The organism is Microvirga vignae (genome assembly GCF_001017175.1).
GTDB lineage: Bacteria > Pseudomonadota > Alphaproteobacteria > Rhizobiales > Beijerinckiaceae > Microvirga > Microvirga vignae.
The window spans coordinates 1-21,044 of record NZ_LCYG01000085.1; the positions used below are offsets into that span (position 1 = coordinate 1).

At 60.6% G+C, this 21,044-nt stretch carries 21 protein-coding genes; 12 read left to right on the top strand and 9 right to left on the bottom strand.

Translation table 11 applies throughout. From position 1 onward, the window contains the following. Nucleotides 1-176 precede the first annotated feature (176 nt). The 4 genes from AA309_RS25785 to AA309_RS25800 all read left to right on the top strand — a co-directional run bounded on the left by AA309_RS25785 (nucleotide 177) and on the right by AA309_RS25800 (nucleotide 4,201). On the top strand, nucleotides 177-1,220 hold the full coding sequence (locus AA309_RS25785; RefSeq protein ID WP_047191886.1) for a ligase-associated DNA damage response exonuclease: 1,044 nt from the start codon (nucleotides 177-179) through the stop codon (nucleotides 1,218-1,220). Continuing rightward, nucleotides 1,217-2,938, top strand: coding sequence for a cisplatin damage response ATP-dependent DNA ligase (locus AA309_RS25790; RefSeq protein ID WP_047191887.1), 1,722 nt, complete (start codon nucleotides 1,217-1,219; stop codon nucleotides 2,936-2,938). The genes AA309_RS25785 and AA309_RS25790 overlap by 4 nt, the downstream gene beginning before the upstream one ends. Before the next feature lie 2 nt (nucleotides 2,939-2,940). Further along, nucleotides 2,941-3,393: a secondary thiamine-phosphate synthase enzyme YjbQ gene (locus tag AA309_RS25795; RefSeq protein WP_047191888.1), complete on the top strand. Its 453-nt coding sequence runs from the start codon at nucleotides 2,941-2,943 to the stop codon at nucleotides 3,391-3,393. A 136-nt stretch (nucleotides 3,394-3,529) separates the two neighbouring features. Further along, nucleotides 3,530-4,201 (top strand): response regulator, encoded by a 672-nt coding sequence (locus AA309_RS25800; protein WP_047191889.1) that lies wholly within the window; start codon nucleotides 3,530-3,532, stop codon nucleotides 4,199-4,201. 128 nt (nucleotides 4,202-4,329) lie between these two features. Here AA309_RS25800 and AA309_RS25805 read toward each other — a convergent pair whose 3' ends face one another. Continuing rightward, nucleotides 4,330-5,271 (bottom strand): alpha/beta hydrolase, encoded by a 942-nt coding sequence (locus AA309_RS25805; protein WP_047191902.1) that lies wholly within the window; start codon nucleotides 5,269-5,271, stop codon nucleotides 4,330-4,332. A 95-nt stretch (nucleotides 5,272-5,366) separates the two neighbouring features. Between AA309_RS25805 and AA309_RS25810 the strand changes: the two genes are divergently transcribed. Continuing rightward, entirely contained in the window at nucleotides 5,367-5,627 is a 261-nt protein-coding gene (locus AA309_RS25810) for a DUF6460 domain-containing protein (protein WP_047191890.1), read from the top strand. A gap of 15 nt (nucleotides 5,628-5,642) precedes the next feature. Continuing rightward, nucleotides 5,643-6,989 (top strand): MATE family efflux transporter, encoded by a 1,347-nt coding sequence (locus tag AA309_RS25815; protein ID WP_047191891.1) that lies wholly within the window; start codon nucleotides 5,643-5,645, stop codon nucleotides 6,987-6,989. Here the strand turns inward: AA309_RS25815 and AA309_RS25820 are convergent. Together AA309_RS25820 and AA309_RS25825 are read right to left on the bottom strand one after the other, a co-directional pair. Further along, the gene (locus tag AA309_RS25820; RefSeq protein WP_047191892.1) at nucleotides 6,986-8,071 is read right to left on the bottom strand and encodes a quinone-dependent dihydroorotate dehydrogenase; all 1,086 of its coding nucleotides are present in this window, start codon (nucleotides 8,069-8,071) and stop codon (nucleotides 6,986-6,988) included. The two genes, AA309_RS25815 and AA309_RS25820, sit on opposite strands and share 4 nt — an antisense overlap. Continuing rightward, on the bottom strand, nucleotides 8,068-8,412 hold the full coding sequence (locus tag AA309_RS25825; RefSeq protein WP_047191893.1) for a DUF952 domain-containing protein: 345 nt from the start codon (nucleotides 8,410-8,412) through the stop codon (nucleotides 8,068-8,070). The genes AA309_RS25820 and AA309_RS25825 overlap by 4 nt, the downstream gene beginning before the upstream one ends. 156 nt (nucleotides 8,413-8,568) lie before the next feature. Between AA309_RS25825 and AA309_RS25830 the strand changes: the two genes are divergently transcribed. After that, nucleotides 8,569-9,201, top strand: a complete 633-nt coding sequence (locus AA309_RS25830; protein ID WP_047191894.1) for a S24 family peptidase — start codon at nucleotides 8,569-8,571, stop codon at nucleotides 9,199-9,201. A gap of 59 nt (nucleotides 9,202-9,260) precedes the next feature. On the opposite strand, the gene AA309_RS25835 is transcribed toward AA309_RS25830, so the two are convergent. Together AA309_RS25835 and AA309_RS25840 are read right to left on the bottom strand one after the other, a co-directional pair. Further along, nucleotides 9,261-10,982, bottom strand: coding sequence for a lysine--tRNA ligase (locus tag AA309_RS25835; RefSeq protein ID WP_047191895.1), 1,722 nt, complete (start codon nucleotides 10,980-10,982; stop codon nucleotides 9,261-9,263). Between the two features lie 219 nt (nucleotides 10,983-11,201). Beyond that, nucleotides 11,202-12,083 carry a transporter substrate-binding domain-containing protein gene (locus tag AA309_RS25840; RefSeq protein WP_084731664.1) on the bottom strand — a complete coding sequence of 294 codons (882 nt, stop codon included), beginning with the start codon at nucleotides 12,081-12,083 and terminating at the stop codon, nucleotides 11,202-11,204. Between the two features lie 70 nt (nucleotides 12,084-12,153). Between AA309_RS25840 and AA309_RS25845 the strand changes: the two genes are divergently transcribed. Beyond that, nucleotides 12,154-14,040: a glycosyltransferase gene (locus tag AA309_RS25845; RefSeq protein WP_052955007.1), complete on the top strand. Its 1,887-nt coding sequence runs from the start codon at nucleotides 12,154-12,156 to the stop codon at nucleotides 14,038-14,040. Between the two features lie 203 nt (nucleotides 14,041-14,243). Here the strand turns inward: AA309_RS25845 and AA309_RS25850 are convergent, their stop codons facing one another. Then, the gene (locus tag AA309_RS25850; RefSeq protein WP_047191896.1) at nucleotides 14,244-14,912 is read right to left on the bottom strand and encodes a hypothetical protein; all 669 of its coding nucleotides are present in this window, start codon (nucleotides 14,910-14,912) and stop codon (nucleotides 14,244-14,246) included. 365 nt (nucleotides 14,913-15,277) lie between these two features. Between AA309_RS25850 and AA309_RS25855 the strand changes: the two genes are divergently transcribed. Beyond that, entirely contained in the window at nucleotides 15,278-15,928 is a 651-nt protein-coding gene (locus AA309_RS25855; RefSeq protein WP_052955008.1) for a hypothetical protein, read from the top strand. Nucleotides 15,929-16,060: 132 nt separating this feature from the next. On the opposite strand, the gene AA309_RS25860 is transcribed toward AA309_RS25855, so the two are convergent. From AA309_RS25860 to AA309_RS25870, 3 genes are read right to left on the bottom strand one after another with little or no spacing between them, the layout of a single operon-like run. After that, nucleotides 16,061-17,059: a metallophosphoesterase gene (locus AA309_RS25860; protein ID WP_047191897.1), complete on the bottom strand. Its 999-nt coding sequence runs from the start codon at nucleotides 17,057-17,059 to the stop codon at nucleotides 16,061-16,063. Next, the gene (locus AA309_RS25865) at nucleotides 17,056-18,885 is read right to left on the bottom strand and encodes an AAA family ATPase (RefSeq protein WP_047191898.1); all 1,830 of its coding nucleotides are present in this window, start codon (nucleotides 18,883-18,885) and stop codon (nucleotides 17,056-17,058) included. The genes AA309_RS25860 and AA309_RS25865 overlap by 4 nt, the downstream gene beginning before the upstream one ends. Further along, nucleotides 18,885-19,181, bottom strand: coding sequence for a hypothetical protein (locus tag AA309_RS25870; RefSeq protein ID WP_047191899.1), 297 nt, complete (start codon nucleotides 19,179-19,181; stop codon nucleotides 18,885-18,887). The genes AA309_RS25865 and AA309_RS25870 overlap by 1 nt, the downstream gene beginning before the upstream one ends. Before the next feature lie 290 nt (nucleotides 19,182-19,471). On the opposite strand from AA309_RS25870, the gene AA309_RS32550 reads away from it, so the two are divergent. The 3 genes from AA309_RS32550 to AA309_RS25885 are packed head-to-tail and all read left to right on the top strand — an operon-like array spanning nucleotide 19,472 to nucleotide 20,800. After that, the gene (locus AA309_RS32550; RefSeq protein WP_052955010.1) at nucleotides 19,472-20,077 is read left to right on the top strand and encodes a hypothetical protein; all 606 of its coding nucleotides are present in this window, start codon (nucleotides 19,472-19,474) and stop codon (nucleotides 20,075-20,077) included. After that, nucleotides 20,074-20,532 (top strand): hypothetical protein, encoded by a 459-nt coding sequence (locus AA309_RS25880; RefSeq protein WP_047191900.1) that lies wholly within the window; start codon nucleotides 20,074-20,076, stop codon nucleotides 20,530-20,532. Before AA309_RS32550 ends, AA309_RS25880 begins: the two co-directional genes overlap by 4 nt. Next, on the top strand, nucleotides 20,525-20,800 hold the full coding sequence (locus tag AA309_RS25885) for a hypothetical protein (protein ID WP_047191901.1): 276 nt from the start codon (nucleotides 20,525-20,527) through the stop codon (nucleotides 20,798-20,800). The genes AA309_RS25880 and AA309_RS25885 overlap by 8 nt, the downstream gene beginning before the upstream one ends. The last annotated feature ends 244 nt before the right edge of the window (nucleotides 20,801-21,044 follow it).

A 21,044-nucleotide genomic window follows, 5' to 3' on the forward strand; every position in this document is an offset into this window, starting at 1 on the left:
CCGCCGGGGCCTGCGAAGCCGAACGCGTCCCGCGCCTCCCTCGCCGGATGCTCCCCTCGCAGGCCCTCAAGCCCCGAGGCCGATAACGCTTGCCCTTTTCATCGGACGCCCAAATGGGAGACGCAAAGCTCCGCTCCCGAGCCTGACATCCCCCTGCCCGACCCTATATTCCTCTCATGGCGTTGCGCTCCACCGACATCCTCACCCAGACCCCGCAAGGGCTCTACTGCCCCTTAGGCGACTTCCATATCGACCCGGTCCGGCCCGTGAAGCGGGCGCTCATCACCCATGGCCATTCCGATCATGCCCGCTCCGGCCACAGGGCCGTCCTGGCGACGCGGGAGACCCTGCGCATCATGGGCGTGCGCTATGGCGAGGATTTTGCAGGCTCGACCCAGGAGGCTACGCTTGGCGAGAGCATGCAGCTTGACAACGTGACCGTGCGCTTCACGCCTGCTGGCCATGTGCTGGGCTCGGCTCAAATTTCCATCGAGGCGGGCGGCACCCGTGTCGTGGTCTCGGGCGACTACAAGCGCGCCGAGGACCCCACCTGCCTCCCCTATGAAGTCGTGCCCTGCGACGTGTTCATCACGGAAGCCACCTTTGGCCTCCCCGTGTTCCGTCATCCCGATACACGGGCCGAAATACGCAAGCTCCTCGATTCCCTCGCTCTCTTCCCCGAGCGCACCCACATCGTCGGAGCCTATGCCCTCGGCAAGGCGCAGCGCGTCATGGCGCTGCTGCGTGAGGAAGGCTACGACAGGCCAATCTATCTGCACGGTGCCATGGAGCGCCTGACGGAGCTCTACAAGTCCGAGGGCGTGCCCTTGGGCGAAACGCCAAAGGTCGTCGCCTCCGAACGCTCGAAGCTCGGAGGCGCCATCGTCATCTGTCCACCCTCCTCCATCCAGGATCTCTGGTCTCGTCGCTTTCCCGATCCTGTGACGTGCTTCGCCTCCGGCTGGATGCGTGTGCGGGCGCGCGCCCGGCAGAAGGGTGTGGAACTGCCGCTCGTGATTTCCGATCATTCCGATTGGGATGATCTCTGCCGCACGATCCGTGAAACCGGCGCCGGGGAAGTCTGGGTCACGCATGGCCAGGAGGACGCGCTGGTTCATTGGTGCACGACGCATGGCATTCGCGCGCGGCCTCTGCACATGCTGGGCTATGGCGATGAGGGCGAGGTGGAGGAAACCCCGCCGGCAGGAGGCGGGGCATGAACCGCTTCGCCGCTCTCCTCGACCGCCTGGCATACGAACCTCGCCGCAATGCGAAGCTGCGGCTCATCATGGACTACTTTCGCCATACGCCCGATCCCGAGCGCGGCTATGCGCTCGCCGCCATGACGAATGCGCTGATGTTCAAGGAGGCCAAACCCGGCCTGATCCGCGGCCTCGTGGAGGAGCGGACGGATCCTGAGCTGTTTCGCATGTCCTATCACTATGTCGGCGATCTCGCTGAAACGGTCGCGCTGATCTGGCCTGCGCCGGGACACGAGAGCGTTGCGCCTGTTTCAGGCGGCACGCCGGCCATCGGCCACAACAATCCGCCGCCGCATGTGCCCACGCTCACGGAAGTGGTGGAGACGCTCGCCACCGCGAGCAAGAGCGACCTGCCTGCGAAGGTCGCAGGCTGGCTCGATGCGCTCGACGAGAAAGGGCGCTGGGCTTTGCTCAAGCTCATCACGCGCGAGCTGCGCGTGGGTGTCTCGGCAAGGCTGGCGAAAACGGCAGTGGCGCAGCTCGGCGGCATCGAGCCTGATGAAGTGGAGCTGATCTGGCACGGGCTGGAAGCGCCTTACGATGATCTCTTTGCCTGGGTCGAAGGGCACGGTCCCAAGCCTGAATCCGGCAATCCCGCGCCGTTTCGCCCGCCGATGCTCTCGCATCCCTTGGAGGAAGAGGATTTCGAGAAGCTCGAGGCGCCCGACTTTGTCGCCGAATGGAAATGGGACGGGATTCGCCTGCAGGCCGTTTCCGGTCACGACAGTCATGGACGCCCCGTGCGGCGCATCTATTCGCGTACGGGTGAGGATGTCTCGCGCGCCTTTCCCGATCTCGTGGAAGCGCTCACCTTCGAAGGCGCCATTGACGGCGAATTGCTGATCGTGCGCGAAGGCCGTGTGCAGAGCTTCAACGTGCTGCAGCAGCGCCTCAACCGCAAAGCCGTGACGCCGAAGCTCATTGCGGAATTTCCGGTGCTCTTACGCGTCTATGACATTCTCACCGAAGGCGACGAAGATCTGCGTGATCTTCCCTTTGTCGAACGGCGCAAGCGTCTCGAAGAGCTCGTGGCGCGCATCGATGATCCACGTATCGATCTCTCGCCCATGGTGCCGTTCGAGACCTGGGAAGACCTTGCCGCTGCACGGGCCGACCCTGCTTCCGTCGGCGCAGGACCTGATGCGGATGCCATCGAGGGCTGCATGATCAAGCGGGCGAGCAGCCCCTATCTTCCCGGCCGCCCCAAGGGTTATTGGTACAAGTGGAAGCGCGATCCTTATCTCGTCGATGCGGTGATGATGTATGGCCAGCGCGGGCACGGAAAACGCTCGTCCTTCTATTCCGACTACACCTTCGGCGTCTGGCGCGACGGGCCCAGCGGCGAGGAGCTGGTGCCTGTCGGCAAGGCCTATCACGGCTTTACCGACGAGGAGTTGGTGAAACTCGATCGTTATGTCCGCAACCACACGGTCAACCGCTTCGGCCCCGTGCGGGAAGTGGAATACGGCAAGGATCGCGGGCTCGTGCTGGAAGTCGCCTTCGAGGGACTGCAGCGCTCGAGCCGTCACAAATCCGGCGTCGCCATGCGCTTTCCCCGCATCAACCGCATCCGCTGGGACAAGCCTGCGGCGGAAGCCGACCGGATCGAGACCCTGGAAAAGATTCTTGAGCGGGGTGAAAAGGAGATTCACCCGTTGAAGGATCAGGAGGCCTGACGATGCTGAATGTGGAAACCCTCTCCGAGGGCAGCGTGACCCAGCAGGTCAATGGGCGGCTCCAGGTCGATACCGACGGTCAGGGCCTTGTGGAGATCACCGAGGCCGTCTCCCGCTGGGTGTTCGGCACCGGCATCCTGCATGGACTTTTGACGGTCTTCTGCCGCCATACCTCGGCCTCCCTGCTGATCCAGGAGAATGCCGACCCGGATGTGCGCCTCGACCTGATGGTCGCCTTCGACAGGCTGGCGCCTCGGGACGCAGGCTACATTCACGCAACGGAAGGCCCGGACGACATGCCGGCCCATATCCGCACGGTTCTTTCGGGCGTGTCGCTCAGTATCCCTGTCATGGAGGGGCAGATGGCCCTCGGCACTTGGCAGGGGCTGTATCTGGCCGAGCATCGGGACAGGCCCCACCGGAGGGATATCGTCCTCCACCTGATCGGAGCATAATCCACATCCCCGTATGTTTCCGTATATTATCCGCCCATCTTTCCCGGTAGAATGGCCGTGGCCTTTGATTGCCGCCTTGCTATTTCATGAGAGATGCGGCTAAGGCTCACAAAAGCTCTCGTGGGAGAAGGCAGCAGTGCAGGGTCAAAACACCACGATCATCATCGCCGATGACCACCCGCTGTTTCGCGGCGCGCTGAGACAGGCCGTCGCGTCCATCATGCCCCAGGCCCGGGTCGTCGAGGCCAGCGGCATGGACGACCTCAATGCCGCGCTCGGTCAGGAGCGAGACGTCGACCTGATCCTCCTCGATCTGACGATGCCGGGCGTGCAGGGCTTCTCGGGGCTCATGTCCTTGAGGGCGCAATATCCCGAGCTTCCGGTCGTGATCGTCTCCGCCACGGAGGAGCCCAACGTGATCCGTCGGGCCATGGATTTCGGCGCCTCGGGCTTCATTCCGAAATCCATCGACATCGACAATATCGGCGGTGCCATCCAGGCCGTGCTCGCAGGCGATACCTGGACCCCGCCGGATGTGGACCTCTCGGCCGCCGAGGACGTGGAGACTACCGATCTCGTGCGGCGTCTCGGCACCCTCACTCCCCAGCAGGTTCGCGTGCTGACCATGCTCTCGGAAGGCCTGCTCAACAAGCAGATCGCCTACGAGCTCGGTGTCTCAGAGGCCACGGTGAAAGCCCACGTTTCCGCCATTCTCGACAAGCTCGGCGTCGACAGTCGCACCCAGGCCGTGATCGCGGCATCCAAGATCGGCGTGACCCAGCGCCCCTCCCCGGCTGGTGCTGAATAGGGCCGCTTCCATTCTCTTGATATCAAAAACCCGCATCTGAGCATCGGGTGAGGGTTTTCTTTTAGCTGAGGGCCTAGAGCAGCGCATCGTCCAGAGCGAAAACCGGGTCCGCTTTTTCGCACGATGCGCTAGAGAGCCTCCACGAAGGCATCGATCCGCGACAGCGCCTGCTCGCTCATGGCGCTGTCGAAGCGGATGAACACGTGGCAGCCTCCCGGCCAGATGGCGAGATCCGCCTTATTGCCGGCCGCCGTATAGCGGGAGGCCATGAAGAGCGTATCATCCAGCAGCATGTCCTTCGTCCCTACGGAGAACAAAGCCGGCGGCAGGCCCTTGAGGTCCGCGTAAAGGGGCGAGACATCCGGATTGGTCCGGTCGCTCACATGGCCGACGAAGTTGTCGGCGAAAACCTTCACGTCATTCGTGTTGAGGATCAGTCGCTCTGCCCCCCAATGCCGGACGCTTGGGCTGAGGTCGAGGTCATAGCAGCCCGCAAACAGGTTCGCGCCCCGGAAAGGCTTGAGGCCATGCCTGTCGCGCAGACGCAGGATGGTCACGGCCGAGAGATGCGCGCCTGCCGACTCACCGCCGATGAAGAGGCGAGAGGTGCCGAAGCGGCTCTCGGCCTCGCGGATGACCCAGAGGGCCGCCGCCTCGCAATCGTCCGGCCCTGCGGGATAGGGATTCTCGGGGGCAAGGCGGTATTCCACCGAAACCACAGCGAGACCGCAGCGATCCGCCAGACGGTCGAGCCAGGGGTCCTGCTCATCCGAGCTGCCCCAGGTCCAACCACCGCCATGAATGTGGAAATAGACGCCCCGCGGCTTCTCAGGGGCAATGATCCGCAACGGGATCGGCCCGGCTGGTCCATCGATCTCGATCACCTTGGCCTTGGGGCTTAGAGCCATCAGTGGGAACGGCCCGAGGCCTTGGCGGCGACGCTCCCGCACGAGCGCCGGAGGCACGGACATGGGGTCGGGAAGAGCCGCGAGCTTGGCCACGATGTCCGCATTCTGGGCGCGGATTTCCTCGCTGATTGCGGAGGGGTCGAAGAGAGCGGGATCGATCATGTGAGGCTCGACAGGGTTGCGTTCATCATCAGCCCTTGCGATGAAGCACACGCGAATACGCACGTCCAGTTACGCTTTCAGACGAGATTGAGGATATGTCCAACCTGACCCGGTTTCTCGGCGGCTCGCCCGGCTCGGTGCTCGCCAAGCTCATTTTCCTGTCGCTTCTCGTCGGTGCCTTCATGGCCTTCCTCGACATCACACCCATCGGACTGATCGAGAGTTTGTTCAACTGGATCAGCTCCGTTCTGGATCTCAGCCTGGAAACCGTGAAGGAGGTTGGCCTCTGGATCGTCTATGGCGCGGTGATCGTGGTGCCGCTCTGGCTCATTTCCCGTCTTTTCAGCCAGCGCTGATCGGGTCACGGATCCATGCATGGCTCCTTGAACGCCCAGCGCCCCGAGGTTTCTCACCGGCGCATCCTGGCCCTCGCCCTGCCGATGACCCTGTCGCATGTGACGACACCCCTGCTGGGTTTCGTCGATGCAACGGTCATCGGTCGGCTCGGTGAAGCCCAACTCCTGGGTGCGGTGGCTTTAGGAGCCGTGATCTTCGATTTCGTGTTCTGGAGCTTCGGCTCGCTGCGCATGGCAACCGCCGGCCTCACCGCCCAGGCGACCGGCGCCGGCAACAAGCATGAGATCGATCTGACGCTCGCCCGCGCCTTCCTGGTGGCCGGAATTACGGGTTTCCTGCTGATCCTGCTGCAATGGCCTATCGGGGCCCTCTCCTTTTACGCCGCCGGAGCAAGCGAGGCGGTGACGGGGGCTCTCTCCACCTACTTCTTCATCCGCATCTGGGCTGCACCTTTTACCCTCGCCAACTACGTCGTTCTCGGTTCGACACTTGGACGCGGACGCACGGATCTCGGTCTGTTGCTGCAGGTCGCCATCAACCTTGCGAATATTCTGCTGACAGCAGGCCTCGTGCTGATCTTCAAGCTCGGCATCGCAGGCGCCGCCATCGGCACAGCAATGGCGGAGGTTTTGGGCGCGGGTCTCGGCATCCTTGTGCTGCGCCGTCTTGGTTCGAATCCGCTTGCCGTGACCTGGACCGAGGTGCTGAACCGCACTGCGATCCTGCAGACGCTCGCCATGAACCGGGACATCATGATCCGTAACGTGGCATTGATCCTGGCCTTCTCGATCTTCAGCGCGCTCGGTGCCCGCTCAGGCGATGTGACGCTTGCCGCGAATGCGGTGCTCTACAACATGTTCCTGATCGGCGGATATTTCCTCGACGGTTTCGCCACAGCAGCCGAGACCCTGTGCGGCCAGAGCATCGGCGCGCATGACGAGCGTGGCTTCCGCCGCGCCATTCACTTGAGCCTCGGCTGGAGCCTAGGGTTCGGCCTTGCCGTTTCAGCAATCTTCCTGACCGGCGGTGGAGTGTTCGTCGACTTCGTATCGACCAATCCCGACGTGCGTGTCTATGCGCGTGAGTATCTGATATTTGCAGCCCTCACGCCGTTCTTCGGCGCTGTCGCCTTTGCCTTCGACGGAATCTATACGGGTGCGACTTGGACAAAGGCGATGCGCGATCTCATGGTCATCGCCTTCGCCATCTATGCAGCCATCCTGATGGCAGCCGGCACTCTCGGCAATACAGCGCTTTGGATCGCGCTGCTCATCTTCCTGAGCACACGCGGCATCGGCCAAGCAGTGCTTTATCCGCGGCTGGCGAAGAAGACATTCGCCAGCCTCACTAGAGGTGTTTAGAACTGCCCCTGCGCGATGGCAGCCGCATCTCGTCCGATAACTTGCGCGAGCGATGTCCTCTCCCGCTCCATCTTTTGCAGCAATCCGCGTTTGATGTCGCCAATCAGGCCGGGACCTTTATAGACCATCGCGGAGTAAAGCTGCACGAGGCTTGCGCCCGCGCGGATCTTCGCCCAGGCGGCCTCGGCTGAATCGACGCCGCCGACACCAATGAGCGGGAGCTTGCGCTCTATGCGAAGATACGTCTCGGCCAGCAGTTTGGTCGACGGCACGAAGAGCGGCCTTCCGGAGAGACCGCCGGTCTCGTTGGCAAGAGCCTTCTCTTTCAAAATCTCGGGCCGAGCGATGGTTGTGTTGGAAACAGTGAGGCCATCGATGCCGCGCTTGAGGGCCGTTGCCACAATGGCATCGAGGGTCTCGAGTGAGATGTCGGGCGCTATCTTCAGCAGGATGGTCGTTTTCTTACGCCCCTCATCAGCCTTGTTGCGCGCATCGAGGCTGCGGGCGAGCAGATCATCGAGAAATGCCTCTCCCTGTAAGTCACGCAAGCCCGGCGTGTTAGGGGAAGACACGTTGACCGTGAGAAAGTCGACGAGGCCGCAGAGGCCCTGAATGCAGTTGACGTAATCAGCAATACGATCAGATGTTTCCTTGTTTGCACCGATATTCACGCCGACAATGCCGGGGCGCCCGCGCCGACGAGAAAGACGCTGACGCGCGATCTCCAACCCATCGCTGTTGAGGCCGAAGCGATTGATGATGGCCTCGTCCTGCGTGAGCCGGAAGACACGTGGACGTGGATTACCAGCTTGAGGCTTGGGCACGACGCCACCGAGTTCCACGAAACCGAAGCCAAGGGACAGAAGCTGGTCGGGCACCTCACACTGCTTGTCGAAGCCGGCAGCAAGCCCCACGGGATTGGGAAAACGACGGCCGAAGACATCTACCGCCAAACGCGCATCGTCCCTCGGCGCAGGCGTAATCGGCATCAGGGACAGGCTGCGGATCGTCAGCTGGTGCGCCGTCTCCGCATCGAGCGCGTGCAATGCAGGTTTCGCGAGGGAGAAAAGCGTGCCGATCATGAATCGAGATCCGGAAAAACGTGGCGGCCATCAGGGCCGAGTGGCAGCGGCTTTACCCACAGGACGGCAGACAAGGCAAGCGGCGCATAAAGATGGGGAAAGAGGTCACCTCCCCGCGACGGCTCATATCGTAAAGCTGGACCAAGCCTATCAGCATCGATAGCGATCAACAGGAGATCCGTTTGTCCGGCGAAGTGTTTGTTGGCCGTCTCTTTCACCTGTTTTTCCATGGAAAAATGGAGGTATCCATCCTGTACATCGATGGGTGCTCCCGTAAAGGAATTCACCTTTCTTGCCTCATGCCAGAGGGTTTCAGGGCATATTTTGTAGATGATGTGCATGAAGTACCGATAACTAGTCGCTGCTTCTGGAGCAACTCTGACTAGACATATTGCCCCATAGAAGTCTTGCATGTTGCACGAGCCATAGAACAACCTTAATTCCTAGGCATAAGTTCGCCTTCAGCTATTTTTCGCTCCTTTGCGAAGGTCGGTACAATGTTATCTCACGAGCGCGTTTGGGCCGCTATCGATGCACTTGCCACCCGCCATGGAATGACCGCATCCGGGCTGGCACGAAAAGCCGGCCTCGATGCCACAAGTTTCAACAAGTCGAAGCGGGTCAGCCCCGAAGGTCGGGAGCGCTGGCCCTCGACGGAATCCATTTCAAAGATCCTACGTGCCACGGGAGCGACGTTGGAGGATTTCCTGCGCCTCGTCGAGCCCTCGGGCTCCTTGCGCCGCTCCATGATCCCCATGATCGGCATGGCGCAGGCCAGCGCCGGCAAGATCCTGACCGATGAAGGCCTTCCGGCAGGCGGCCCGGGTTGGGATGAGATCGAGTTCCCCGATTTTGGCCAGGAGAAGGTTTTTGCTCTGGAAGTGACGGGCGACACCATGGCGCCGCTCTATCGCGATGGTGACGTTCTCATCGTCTCGCCGACGGCAAGCCCACGTAAGGGCGACCGCGTGGTCGTATGCACCACGAAGGGAGAGATTTTCGCGCAGGAGCTCAAGCGCCGCTCGGCCAAGACCTTAGAATTGGCCGCCCTCACCAAGGACAGCGAGGAAAAGGCGATCCCCGCTGAGGAGATCGCCTGGATCGCCCGCATCATGTGGGCGCGTCAGTAAGGATTCAATAACGCATCGAATTAATCCCGAAAGTGCATTCCATTTTTGGGTCCGATGCTCTAAGCCGCACGCGACTTCAGGAAAGCCTCGTGCTCACGCACGAGGTCACCGGCCAAAGCCCTTGCGATGAGCGCCCGGGTTTCCTTCACGCCATAGAGCGCGACAAACGAGCCGAAGCGGGGACCGCGCGGCTCGCCCAGCAGCACCTGATAAATTGTGTTGAACCACTCGATGGACACACCCGGACGCTCAGGCGTGGCGCCCTTGGCCTTGAGGTCCTGATAGCGCGGCTCGGCGCGGCCGACATTGTAGATCTCTTCCTGGATCGCCTCTGCAGTCGCAGGACGCTCGCCGGTTTCGAACGAGGCCAGCACGCCGCTCAGACGCTTCAGGGAAGCAGCCTCGACCTCGTCCGCCAGACGATATGTCTTCTGCGGCTTCACGAAATCCTCGAAGTAGCGCACCGCGCGCTTCACGAGACTGTCGAGGCGCGGATGCGTCTGGGGCGAAACGCCCGGCGCATAACGGCGAATAAAGCCCCAGAGCACCGCCGGATCTTCCGAGTTCGCCACTGCCACCAAGTTGAGCAGCATCGAGAAAGAAATCGTCGTGCCAGGCTGGTTGGCACCACCGGACGACACCAGCTCGGGAGCCGGCGGCTCGCCCGCATGAATATGCCAAACCGGATTCATCAGGCGCGCCTTGGCATCCTGCTGCGGGTACTTCTCAAGGAAGGTAAGGTAATCGTCCACTTGGCGCGGGATCACGTCGAAATAGAGCTTCTTCGCTTCGCGCGGCTTGTTGAACATGAAGAGGGCGAGGCTGTCGGGCGTGCCGTAGGTGAGCCACTCGTCGATGGTGAGGCCGTTGCCCTTGGACTTGGAGATCTTCTGGCCCTTCTCATCAAGGAAGAGTTCGTAGTTGAAGCCCTCCGGAGGCAGACCGCCGAGCGCCTTGGCGATCTCGCCCGAGAGCTTCACGCTGTCGATGAGGTCCTTGCCCGCCATCTCGTAATCGACGCCGAGCGCCACCCAGCGCATGGCCCAGTCGGGCTTCCATTGCAGCTTGGCGTGTCCGCCCGTGACCGGCGTCTCGAAGCGCTCGCCCGTTTCAGGATCGCGCCAGACGATGGTGCCGGCGTCCAGCTTGCACTCTTCAATAGCCACCTGCATCACGATGCCCGTCTTCGGGTGGATCGGCAGGAACGGCGAGTAGGATTGCTGGCGCTCCTCGCGCAGCGAGGGCAGCATGATCGCCATCACCGCATCGTAGCGCCCGAGCACGGTGAGCAGCGTCTTGTCAAAGATGCCCGACTTGTAGCACTCGGTCGCCGACTTGAACTCGTAATCGAAGCCGAAGGCATCGAGGAATTCGCGAAGGCGCGCGTTGTTGTGGTGCGCGAAGCTCTCATGGGTGCCGAACGGGTCCGGCACCTGGGTCAGTGGCTTGCCGAGGGAGGCTGCCACCAATTCCTTGTTCGGGATGTTGTCCGGCACCTTGCGCAAACCGTCCATGTCGTCCGAGAAGGCAATGAGGTGGGTCGGGATGGTGTCGCCCGTCAGGATCCGGAAGGCATGGCGCACCATGCTGGTGCGGGCCACCTCGCCGAAGGTGCCGATATGCGGCAAGCCCGAGGGGCCATAGCCGGTCTCGAACAGAGCCTCCTTCTTGCCCGTCCGTTTGAGCCGTTCAACAAGCTTGCGGGCCTCTTCGAAAGGCCAAGCGGTCGCGGTCAGAGCGGCTTCAATAAGGGCGGGATCGAGAGAAAGGGTTCGAGACATGGGCCTATGCTTCACGGAAAAATGCTTCCAGAAGCGCGGCACACTAGAGCATCGGACCCAAAAGTGAAATGCACTTTTGGGACCCATCTGATGCTCATTTTTCTCAGTCAGCGCATCGTTGATTGCGGAAAACCGGGGCCACTTTTCCGCACCATGCGCAAAGGACGAGACCCTCAAGGGTCAATGCGGTAGAGGCCCCCAGAGACCTTAAATCCGGCCTTAGAAAGGGCTGACGGGGAAGAACCTGAGATAAAGCTCGGCGTATTTGCCCTCTCTCCAGAGTTGCTGCAGGGCATAATCCAAGGCGCGGCGTAAGGCGTCATCCTCGGCTCGCGCGATGAAGCCGACCCCCTCCCCGAAGAAGCGGCTCTCCAGATACGGGCCGCCCACAAAGACGCAGCACCTTTCAGCATCCTCGCCGCCGATCCAGAGGGCGAGGCTTAAGCCATCAGCAAAGATATAGTCGACTGCACCGCCCTTGAGAGCAGCCTCACCCGCCGTCAGTTCGGGATAGGGCTTAAGGGTGGAACCCTGCATGAAGGCCTTGGCGAAGGCCTCATGAGCCGTGCCCTCGACAACACCGATGGTCTTGCCTTCAAGTAGCTTGGGCGTAAACGCCGGGGTGTCCTTGCTCTGAGTAGGCTTCGTGACGAGCCGCGCCGGGATCTTGAAGTAAGGGGCTGTGACGGCAAAGCGTTGGCGTAGATCGGACGTGACCGGAACGGCGGCAGCCACCACATCGCCCTGCTTTTCGCTGAGCGCGTTGAGCAAAGTATCGAACCGGCGAACCTGGATGGTGCAGGTCAGCCCCAACCTCTCGCACGCCGCCCGCGCAAGCTCGACCGAAAAGCCGGTGGGCGTGCCATCGACCCCTGGGAAATGCAGGGGCGGGAAATCGTCATCGACGAGGAAGCGGATTGTCCTCGAGGCCGGGATTTCAGGGCGTTCGAGCTGTGCCTTCGGATCCCAGAAATTCGGGATCATGACGGTTTGGGCATGGGCGGCTCCGACCAAGAGAGGAAGGAATGGGATGCCCCCCAGCAACCAGGACGGCTTGATCTTGCGCACAAAACAAGCAACAGTTGTTATGATATAACGCATGTGAAGACGATACTCTCTTGCCAGTTGCTCTGCATCACCCACGAACCCGCCTCAGGAGCGTTCATCGCGCATGAGGCAGGGTCTAGCGGAGGAAGGCAGACAGTCAACTGCGCTGCCAGTTGGGATCGGCTTTCTGGCCCATCACGGTTACCCGCCAGAGACTTTGCGCGATGCAGCCATGATTGCCGAATTGACCGGCGTTTCGGCCGATGAGGTGCTATTGAAGCATGGACTTATCGAGGAGACGGAATTCTACCGGGCCCTTGCCACCGAACTTCGCCTCCCCTTCCTCTCCGCCCCTCGTCTGTCGCTGGACGCCCGTTACCCTGAGAGTGTCCTGACGGGACTTGCGCCATTAACGAATGGCAGCGGCTTCGTGATGGCCCCCAAAGGTCAAACCTTGGCTCGCCTCCTCAAAGGACTTCGCCCGGCACATGCGCTTGCCATCACGGCACCGTCTCTCCTGTCGAAGGCGGTTTTCAGAACCCAAAGTCGCATGATCGCCCACCGTGCAGCCTTCGAGCTGCCCTATGCGGCGCCGACCCTCTCCAGCTTCGGAGGCGCTAGCATCGTCCAGATTGCAGGAGCAACCCTGATTGCATTGGTCGCATCCTTCTGCGGTGTTGCAGCTTTGGACCTTGCGACGATCCTGCTGGCCTCGATCTTAAGCCCGCTCTTCCTCTGCATTATCGTTTTAAGACTAGCGACCTCTCTCCTGAGCAATCCGCTCCGAGCAGTTGCTCCCCAGCATCATGTGAGCGATGCGGCTTTGCCCATCTATACGATCATCGTTGCACTGTATCGGGAGCGTCGTATTGCCCCCCGTTTGATCGCCGCTCTCAAGGGCCTCGATTACCCGGCGGTCAAGCTCGATATCAAACTCGTGCTCGAAGCGGACGATCACGATACTCAAGGGGCACTCAAGGCCCTTCGTCTTCCAGGCAATATCGAAATCATCGTCGCCCCGTCTGGGGAGCCGCGCACGAAGCCGCGCGCGTTGAATGTCGCTCTCCCTCTCGCGCGTGGGCACTTCACGGTTGTCTATGATGCAGAGGATATACCTGATCCGGCGCAACTGCGCCTGGCTGTTTCCACTTTCGCGCGAATGCCACGGGATGTGGCCTGTCTTCAGGCCCGACTGACCATCGACAACACGGACGATTCCTGGCTCACACGGCTTTTTACCATCGAGTATGCAGCCTTGTTCGATGTGTTCAATCCGGGCCTTGCGGAGATCGGCAGCCCCATTCCGCTCGGCGGAACGTCCAATCACTTCCGCACCACAATTCTCAGAGAGATTCATGGTTGGGACGCATGGAACGTGACGGAGGATGCGGATCTCGGGATCCGCCTAGCACGCCTAGGCTATTGCGTTGCCGACCTCCCCTCCTCGACCCTCGAGGAAGCACCCATCACGCCCAAGGCCTGGATGCGGCAGCGGACGCGGTGGATGAAAGGTTTTATGCAAACCAGCATCTCTCATTCCCGCAAGCCCGCCGAAGGATGGTCGCAGCTCGGCTTCTGGCGGTTTTATGCTGCTGTGGCTCTGACGGGAGGAACGGCGCTGAGCGCGCTCATCTATCCCTTCTGCACAGTGCTCTTCGTGATCCTTTGGCTTTCGGAGAAACCTTTGTCGACGGATGCGACCTGGAATGCGCTTTGGAGAACTGGAAGCCTGACGCTGTTTTTCTCCGGTATGGCCTCGCTCTTCATTCCAGCCTTGGTGGCTCTGCAGCGACGGCGCTTGTGGCGGCTTCTTCCCTGGGTCGGCCTGCTTCCACTCTATTACGTGCTTGTCAGCATTGCCGCATGGCAAGGGTTATGGGAACTCGTCACCGCACCCTTTCAATGGAACAAAACCAGCCATGGCCATGCGCGGAGCTCGCGCTCAGGCATGCTTCAGAAGCACCATGCCAATGTGGCCAGGACCATGTCGTTGAAGATCGCGCCGCCGTAATGCCACCAGAGCAAGCCACCGGAAGCCATGAGACACAGGATGGCGGCACCGACGAGAGCCAACCCCGTCCGACGCTCCGATATAGTGGGTTGTTCCGTGCCGATGCTCATCGAGGCTCCAAGGTCTTTCGCCAGGACGGTCATCATAACCGAGCTTCCCATAAAAAACGAGGCGGCTGATGCCGCCTCGCCGGGGAGAGAAAATTAGGCCGCAGCTGCCTTTTTGGTGGGCCAGCCGAGCTCGACAAGGCGGGCCTTGGCGAAATCGCGGATCTCGTCACGGATGCCCTCCGGCAGAGAGGAGAGCAGCTTCTGGGTATCAGCATGCAGCATCAGATCCGTCACAGCATTGATGGTCTTCGCCTTCTTGATTTTCTGCTTCAGTTCCTCTTCCACATTGCCGCCAGTCGTCACTTCGACCTTGGTCTTCTCAGGCTCGGTGCGTTCGGCCTCGACAGCGTGCTCCGCATAGCCCGGGCGGCTCTGCTTGAACTCGTCGGCCTCTTCCTCCGAATAGACGAAGCCGTGAAGCTCGATGAGTTTGAGAATGACGCGGTCCTTCGCGCGCTTCTCGGCCATGGCGTAGACATAGGCGGCCTGCTTGCCGGAGACGCGATAATTCACGCCGACGAGGGCTTCACCAATCGACCATTCGATACGCTCGCCCATGCGTCCGGTCACCTGGATCACAGCCTCATCGCGCTCGGCGCGAATGATCTTCGGCTCGTCGAAGATGATCTTAGCCTGGGCGGCAATGCGCTCCAGCGTCTTGTGGTAGATCACCGCCGTGCCCTGGACGCGCCAGACATTGCCGGCCATCGGCTCGTCGAATTTTGCAAGCACCTCGGCGATTTTCTTGTCTGCTGTATTCATCTCGTTCCTATCTCTCATAATGCCCGCAAAAACCGGCCTTTACGCTCTTCTCCAAGCCTCCTTCCAAGGCAGGCGTGTTCGTTATTTGTTCTATACCAGATTACACCCCTTAGGTCCAATGACGAGGCAGCCCAAAGCACATCAAATCCTTTATTTTACAATAGGTTATATTCAGCGTCATTTTGTCCCAACGATGGATTTGAGGAGCATTCACGGCAAAGCTTCCGAAGGACCGCCTACCTCTTTCTGATTTGACTTTTGGGCGTTTGTTCCGTATTTGTTCTTATTCAAAGAGCAAGATTTGATCTATCGCAAACGCGCTGATTGCCTCGTCTGGCGCGATCCTCATTCATCCAGGAGGCCCGATGTCAGCAACAGCAATCCTCGACTTGTCCGACCGACGCTCGGAACGTCGCCAAGGGACGCCTCGGACCAAGAAGCGGCCAGCGACGCCGCTCACGCGCAACACGCTGATTGCCGATTTCCTCACCATCTGCGAACTTGACCCCGAAATCGAGTCCCTGCGCGCGCCAGCCGACCCAGCTGAATTCCGGGTTGGGGATTGCACCATCGAGCACATTGCCGATTTCGAGATCGTGCGGGACGGCCAATCCTTTCTCGTCGATGTGCTGACGGACGAGGACCTGCTGACGCATCCGCTCCGCACGGCTGCGATCCACGGCCTCGCTGCGGAAGACGGTCGCCACTTCTCTATCGAGACCGCAGCCAGCATCCGCGCGGAGCCGCGCTTCATGACGGTGCGCCTCATCATGGCCTGCAGGCGTACGCCTGTGACGGCCGGTGACCGAGTGCGCATCCTTCACCAACTCGATGAGGTCGGCACCATGCGCCTCGTTGACTGCGCTGGTGCCGTCATGAACACGCAGGACGGAGTGGCCGCCGTTCTGGCGCTCGCCTGCGAGGGTTTGATCGCAATCGACATCAGCCGCCCGATCCTGCCGGAAACGCAGGTGCGTCGCCGCCGCCTGCCCTTCACGGACCCCTTCTCGTTCTAGAGCATCGGCCTCGAAAGTGGACTTGCACTTTTGGGACCCATCCGATGCTTCCTCTTTCAAGCAGAGCATCGTTGAAAGAGGAAAACCGCGTCCACTTTTCACTGACGCAGACCTCCGGCTCCGCACGATGCGCTAGGACTGAGCGTGCCGCTCCACCGCTTCGCTCAGGAGCGAGCGGACGATGGCGCGCACCGCATCGGGCGTATTATCTTCAGCAAACCTTGCTTCGATCTCATCGCGCACGATGGAACCGTCGCCGCTGCGTTTCAGTTCCGTTGAGGATTCCGCCTGCAGCAGTGTGACGAACGCGCTCTCCACCTCACGCGCCACCACACCGCCGTCGGCCGCTTCAACGATGCGCCCCGTGAGATCGAACACGTTGCGTTCATGGGGCAGTTCCCGCGCCTCAAGCTCACCACTTGCATCGAGGATCCAGGCACGCGGAACGTGATCCGCCAGATCGACCGATTGACGGTTGATGTTGCCGGGATTGAGCCAGCGCGTGCGCCCGGCCATGACCGCCTTCTGCGTCTTGTGGATGTGCCCGTTGATAAGCACGTCGCAGCCTTCCACTGCGAAGGGAGGCACTGCCCCCGGATAGCCGCCATCGAAAGCGATATCGTGATGCGTGAACCAGGCATGGAGATCAACCCCAGTGAAGGAGCCGCACGCATTAGTGGGGATCGCTTGCCCATAAGGCGTCATGCCTACCCCGAGACGCCGCGTACCGATATGGAACTCGACCACGGGCGCGGAAGCGGCCACCACATCGACCACATCGCACAAGCCCAGCAGCGCCAGCGTATCGCTGTCGGTGAGTGTCATGTGCTGGATATCATGATTGCCCACATTCACGAGTGGGCGATGGCGAAAACTTTTGAGAATGCGGATGAGCTGATTCTTCAGCGCTTCATCCGGCTCCACAGGCCTGTCGAAGAGATCGCCAAGGATCACGGGCGCAAGCCCCCGCTCGTTGGCAATGGCGACACAACGCTCGAGCTTTCCGAGCACCGCCTGCGGCCATATGACATCCTTGCGTCGCCCGGGACGACGCGAGCCCACATGCGGGTCACCGATCACGAGAAGGCCATTACAGGCAACAGGCTGGAGACGATCACCGGATAAGATCATGCAGTCAGCCGCTCCGACGGCGAAGAGTGAGAAGAGTGGGCGTGATGGTCTAAGAGGTTTTCCGGGCTCACCGGAGAGCCGCAGGTTGGGCAAAGCCCGCCAGTCTCTTCGACAAAGCGCGCCATCTCGGCTTGCACGGATTTCATACCCTCATCGATCTGCGCCATCCGGCTTTTGGCGATGAGAGCGGCGCTGCGAAGATCAGCGATGCGCTTCAGGATGTTTTGTGCGGGTGTCGTGCTTTCAAGGACTGGTACCGCATCCGGCAAGGACTGAAGTGCAGCCAAGCGCGCCTTGCCCGATATCAACTCCTTGCTGAGGTGTAGAACCTGACGACCAATGCGCTCGCGTTCACGGGCATGCTCGACACGGCGTGTCAGATCGGCCATCTGCTCCGGCTGCTGCAACAGGCGCATGGCACCCACCCGCGCCTGTGCCTTCGTAAGTTGCTGTTTGAGACTTGCCTGCCGCGCAGCATGATCCTGCAAGCTCTGCAGGCGATCGGAAGCGGCTCTGATCTGTTGCGCCTGGCCGCGAATGGCAGCAAGCTTATCTTTGAGAACCCCAATTTCCTCGAAGGTCGCAAGTGTGTCCTGCAGCGCAGCCAGCTCCCGCTCACCATTGCGAACGGTCACGCTGTCTCTCGCGCAGCGTTCGCGATGGATCACGAGCATGTCGCGAATGTAGCTCGCCTCCTGCCCGATGGAGAGGACAGCGGAGCGACGGGACGCCGTTTCACCAAGCAGAAATACCGGGAATTTCTGGTGCGCGATATGGACATCGAGATCTTCCACTTTGGTAATGCGGAAGAGATCGCTCACCCAATCCGGCACGTTGCGCCCTCCAGTCTCGTAGCGCATCCCCTTCTCCTCCACCACGGAGCCGTCGGCCTCGTGAAGAGACCAGATATTCACCGGCGAGCGACGTGGCTGGCGTGTGAAGCGTAAGGTGCGCTTTCCTGCGACGCCGATCTCGACGGCTGCGGATCTCGCACCGGCTCGCACGAGGCTATCGCGGGCTTCGCCATAGAAGACTGCGCGCAGCGCGCGGATGAAGGTGGACTTGCCGCGATTGTTCGGCCCGATCAGCGCATTCACGCCGGGGCTTAAGGGCAGCATCGCATCCTTATAGGCCTGCACATTGATGAGACGAATAAAACGCAGGCCCGGCTGCGTATCGTCCCACGCCACACTGCAATCAGCGGACTGGACTGTGACGCCGGAGATCGGCTCACCAACGATGCGCGCGATGTGGAACTTGTCCGAGAACTGCGACAGGTCGTGATGGGACACGGCAAAGCACTGCACGCCAAGCCGCGCCGCGCCATCCTCCAGAACCTTGTAGAAGGACGAGACACGATCCGGCGCTATCCAGCAATCGGCCTCGTCGAGGGCGAGGAAGCGCGCCACGTCCGCCTTCACGACAGCAATCAGGCGCAGCGCCATGCCGATCACATTGGTGAGCGCACCGCCATTGTCCTCCAGCACGTCTTCCAGCGTGCCATCCGGACGGCGCACGCAGATATCGAGTGAAGCGAGGCCGCGCTCCGTCGACAATTCCAGCGCCACAGGTTTCTCGCCAGGTAACACCTCCTGCACGAGAGCCGTCAGCAATGTCTCGAAGGCAGCGAGATTGCGGCGGCTGGCGCTGCCATGCACCGCCTCGATGAAGGCTTCCACCTCGTCCTTGACCGCAAGGCGCCCCTTCGCGAGCTCGATCTCGCGTGTCAGCCCGGAAACGCGCAAGGCAATCGCATCGCGCCGTCCCTCGAGCCGCGCGAGAGAGGCATCCGCGCGAGCGACATCATGCTCGATGGAGCGGTCCATCAACGCTCTCCTCCGAGCTGCTGCAAGCGCACTTCCACCTCACGCAGGGCCGCACTGAATTCCTCGATCAGCTTGGCGTTTTGCGCAGTCGCCGCTTCGATGAGGCTTTGGATCTCCAGCTCGTCGTCAGTACCGAGCTCAGCCTTGGCGAGCTTCTGCGCCTCCTCGAGATCGCGCGTGAGACGCTCGACCTCGCCTTCCGCACGGATGCGCTCCGCCCGCAGCTTGTCGAAGGTTTTGCGCAGGTCTTCGAGACGCCTGAGGCTATCTGGTTCCAGGCGTGTGAGGCTCGTCATCGAAAATGGCTCCGCTGCAGATGAATGGTCTAGCTTCAGTTTAGGATGGCGATATTTCGTCGCAACTTCTTCGCCTTATTTCGCTCCGGATTGCGGACCATCTCTTCAATCCTGCCATCCAGACCTCCAGATAATGTTGGTTACTCCAAGATTACAGTCCCATACAACGAACTTTGCTTGACACCTTACGGTCCCGCATTATGTTCTTGCTTTGTTCGCGTATCAAGTCGGTACTGCTTCACGCGTGACACCCAGGAGCCAAGCGAGCTCCTTGCTGGAAGGATGCTGGTATGACCACCATGATGGACGTGCGCCCGATCTTCGAGAACGAGGAATGGCTCGTGACGCAAGAAGGTCTGGAGCACAAGACAACCGGCTACTTCATCGAGCGCGAGAGCATTGGCCATCGTCGTGAGGACGGCCTGTGGACTTGGCCGTTGCACATGGCCGAGAAGAGCTGGTGCGCGATGGCACCGTTCAGTGAGGCGTTCTCCTGCGCAGCTTCCGTTTACAACGTCGAAACAGGCGCAGAACTCGCGCAAACCTTCAAGGTTGCGCGCAGCGAAATTTCAGCTTGGCCACAGGTGAAACAGACCTCACGAAATCCTGCACCTGTGACGTCGCAAGCCTTGCGAAACGAGGTGCGAATCCCTATCTCTCTGCAGTCAGGTTCTTCCGATAAATCCTTGCAGGATGAGGGTTTTCGCAAACTCGACGAGAGTTGGCGCATGCGCGGTCAGACAGGCGCGCGCCTCTTTTCGACAAGTCCACGCATCCGCTCCGCTCGCTATACTATAGAGAGAGATCCGTCTCCCGCATGGCAAGCGCCTTATCGGATTCGCAGGACAGGGACAAAGCTGGTTCGACTGCTGCAAGCAGCCTGGAACATACGATGATGGACATGCCGAGCTTGAGGCACAATGAGCAATCTCTCTTTGGTTGGACCACACCGCACCGCGACGCATCCGACATGGAGTGCTCTGTGCCCGAGACGGCGGAGGGCTTTGCCCAAAGTGTGATTGCCACGATCTGCCATGCTAGCGTGACGCCAAGCGTTGGACGCCACACATTCGAACGCTGCATGCGTGCGCTCGAGTTCGGCTCTACGTCGCGTGTGGGCTTCCGTCATCCGACCAAGGCTGCGGCGATCGACCAGATCTGGCGTGAGCGCGAGCAGCTCTTTCGCACCTACACCGCAAGCTCCGACAAGCTTCGCTTTTTAAGTACGCTTCCTGGGATCGGGCCGGTGACGAAGCATTCCCTGGCGCGCCGTCTCGGCCTTTACGGTGAGCTTCGCGACAAGACCGCGCTTGAGAAGGAAACAACAAGAAGAGGTTCAGCCCATGTCTAAGGTCCGTGCAAGCGATGTCGGGTTCTGCGTTGTCGATGCCAATGCAGACGTGATTGCCGACAATCTCGTCCATCGTATCCGCGAGGCTGCCGTCAATATGGAAAGCCAGGTGAACCGCCTCTATCGCGGCCGCCAAGCTTACGATCTCAGCAACAGCACGAAGGCCGATCTCGACAAGGCCATCGAGCAGCTGACCTACATGGCCCGTACCCTTCGCGAGGTTCAGAGTGAACAATCGAAGGTGGTCTATCTCCAGGCTGCCGAGTAACTGCACCTTTCCCGAGCGGCGCTCTAACCGCCGCTCTTTTTGTATGCGCTCACGCCCTCTCCCTTCTTTTCACCTCCTTCTCTCCCTTCTGCCTCAACGTCTTTGCTCTTGAATTTTATTAAGAACAAATATAGAACATTAGGCGATGCCCCTGTCGGGCAGGAGAGTGCAGCAGACCCGAACAAGGTTCGGGAGAGATGAAGGGAGATGCTCCGATGGCGGGCAGTGTGAACAAGGTGATATT

Bases quoted from the DNA above. Each gene is read 5' to 3' on its own strand.
- AA309_RS25785 (WP_047191886.1), top strand. From the start codon at position 177: ATGGCGTTGCGCTCCACCGACATCCTCACCCAGACCCCGCAAGGGCTC.
- AA309_RS25790 (WP_047191887.1), top strand. From the start codon at position 1,217: ATGAACCGCTTCGCCGCTCTCCTCGACCGCCTGGCATACGAACCTCGC.
- AA309_RS25795 (WP_047191888.1), top strand. From the start codon at position 2,941: ATGCTGAATGTGGAAACCCTCTCCGAGGGCAGCGTGACCCAGCAGGTC.
- AA309_RS25805 (WP_047191902.1), bottom strand. From the start codon at position 5,271: ATGATCGATCCCGCTCTCTTCGACCCCTCCGCAATCAGCGAGGAAATC.
- AA309_RS25810 (WP_047191890.1), top strand. From the start codon at position 5,367: ATGTCCAACCTGACCCGGTTTCTCGGCGGCTCGCCCGGCTCGGTGCTC.
- AA309_RS25815 (WP_047191891.1), top strand. From the start codon at position 5,643: ATGCATGGCTCCTTGAACGCCCAGCGCCCCGAGGTTTCTCACCGGCGC.
- AA309_RS25820 (WP_047191892.1), bottom strand. From the start codon at position 8,071: ATGATCGGCACGCTTTTCTCCCTCGCGAAACCTGCATTGCACGCGCTC.
- AA309_RS25825 (WP_047191893.1), bottom strand. From the start codon at position 8,412: ATGCACATCATCTACAAAATATGCCCTGAAACCCTCTGGCATGAGGCA.
- AA309_RS25830 (WP_047191894.1), top strand. From the start codon at position 8,569: ATGTTATCTCACGAGCGCGTTTGGGCCGCTATCGATGCACTTGCCACC.
- AA309_RS25835 (WP_047191895.1), bottom strand. From the start codon at position 10,982: ATGTCTCGAACCCTTTCTCTCGATCCCGCCCTTATTGAAGCCGCTCTG.
- AA309_RS25840 (WP_084731664.1), bottom strand. From the start codon at position 12,083: ATGCGTTATATCATAACAACTGTTGCTTGTTTTGTGCGCAAGATCAAG.
- AA309_RS25845 (WP_052955007.1), top strand. From the start codon at position 12,154: ATGAGGCAGGGTCTAGCGGAGGAAGGCAGACAGTCAACTGCGCTGCCA.
- AA309_RS25850 (WP_047191896.1), bottom strand. From the start codon at position 14,912: ATGAATACAGCAGACAAGAAAATCGCCGAGGTGCTTGCAAAATTCGAC.
- AA309_RS25855 (WP_052955008.1), top strand. From the start codon at position 15,278: ATGTCAGCAACAGCAATCCTCGACTTGTCCGACCGACGCTCGGAACGT.
- AA309_RS25860 (WP_047191897.1), bottom strand. From the start codon at position 17,059: ATGATCTTATCCGGTGATCGTCTCCAGCCTGTTGCCTGTAATGGCCTT.
- AA309_RS25865 (WP_047191898.1), bottom strand. From the start codon at position 18,885: ATGGACCGCTCCATCGAGCATGATGTCGCTCGCGCGGATGCCTCTCTC.
- AA309_RS25870 (WP_047191899.1), bottom strand. From the start codon at position 19,181: ATGACGAGCCTCACACGCCTGGAACCAGATAGCCTCAGGCGTCTCGAA.
- AA309_RS32550 (WP_052955010.1), top strand. From the start codon at position 19,472: ATGACCACCATGATGGACGTGCGCCCGATCTTCGAGAACGAGGAATGG.
- AA309_RS25880 (WP_047191900.1), top strand. From the start codon at position 20,074: ATGATGGACATGCCGAGCTTGAGGCACAATGAGCAATCTCTCTTTGGT.
- AA309_RS25885 (WP_047191901.1), top strand. From the start codon at position 20,525: ATGTCTAAGGTCCGTGCAAGCGATGTCGGGTTCTGCGTTGTCGATGCC.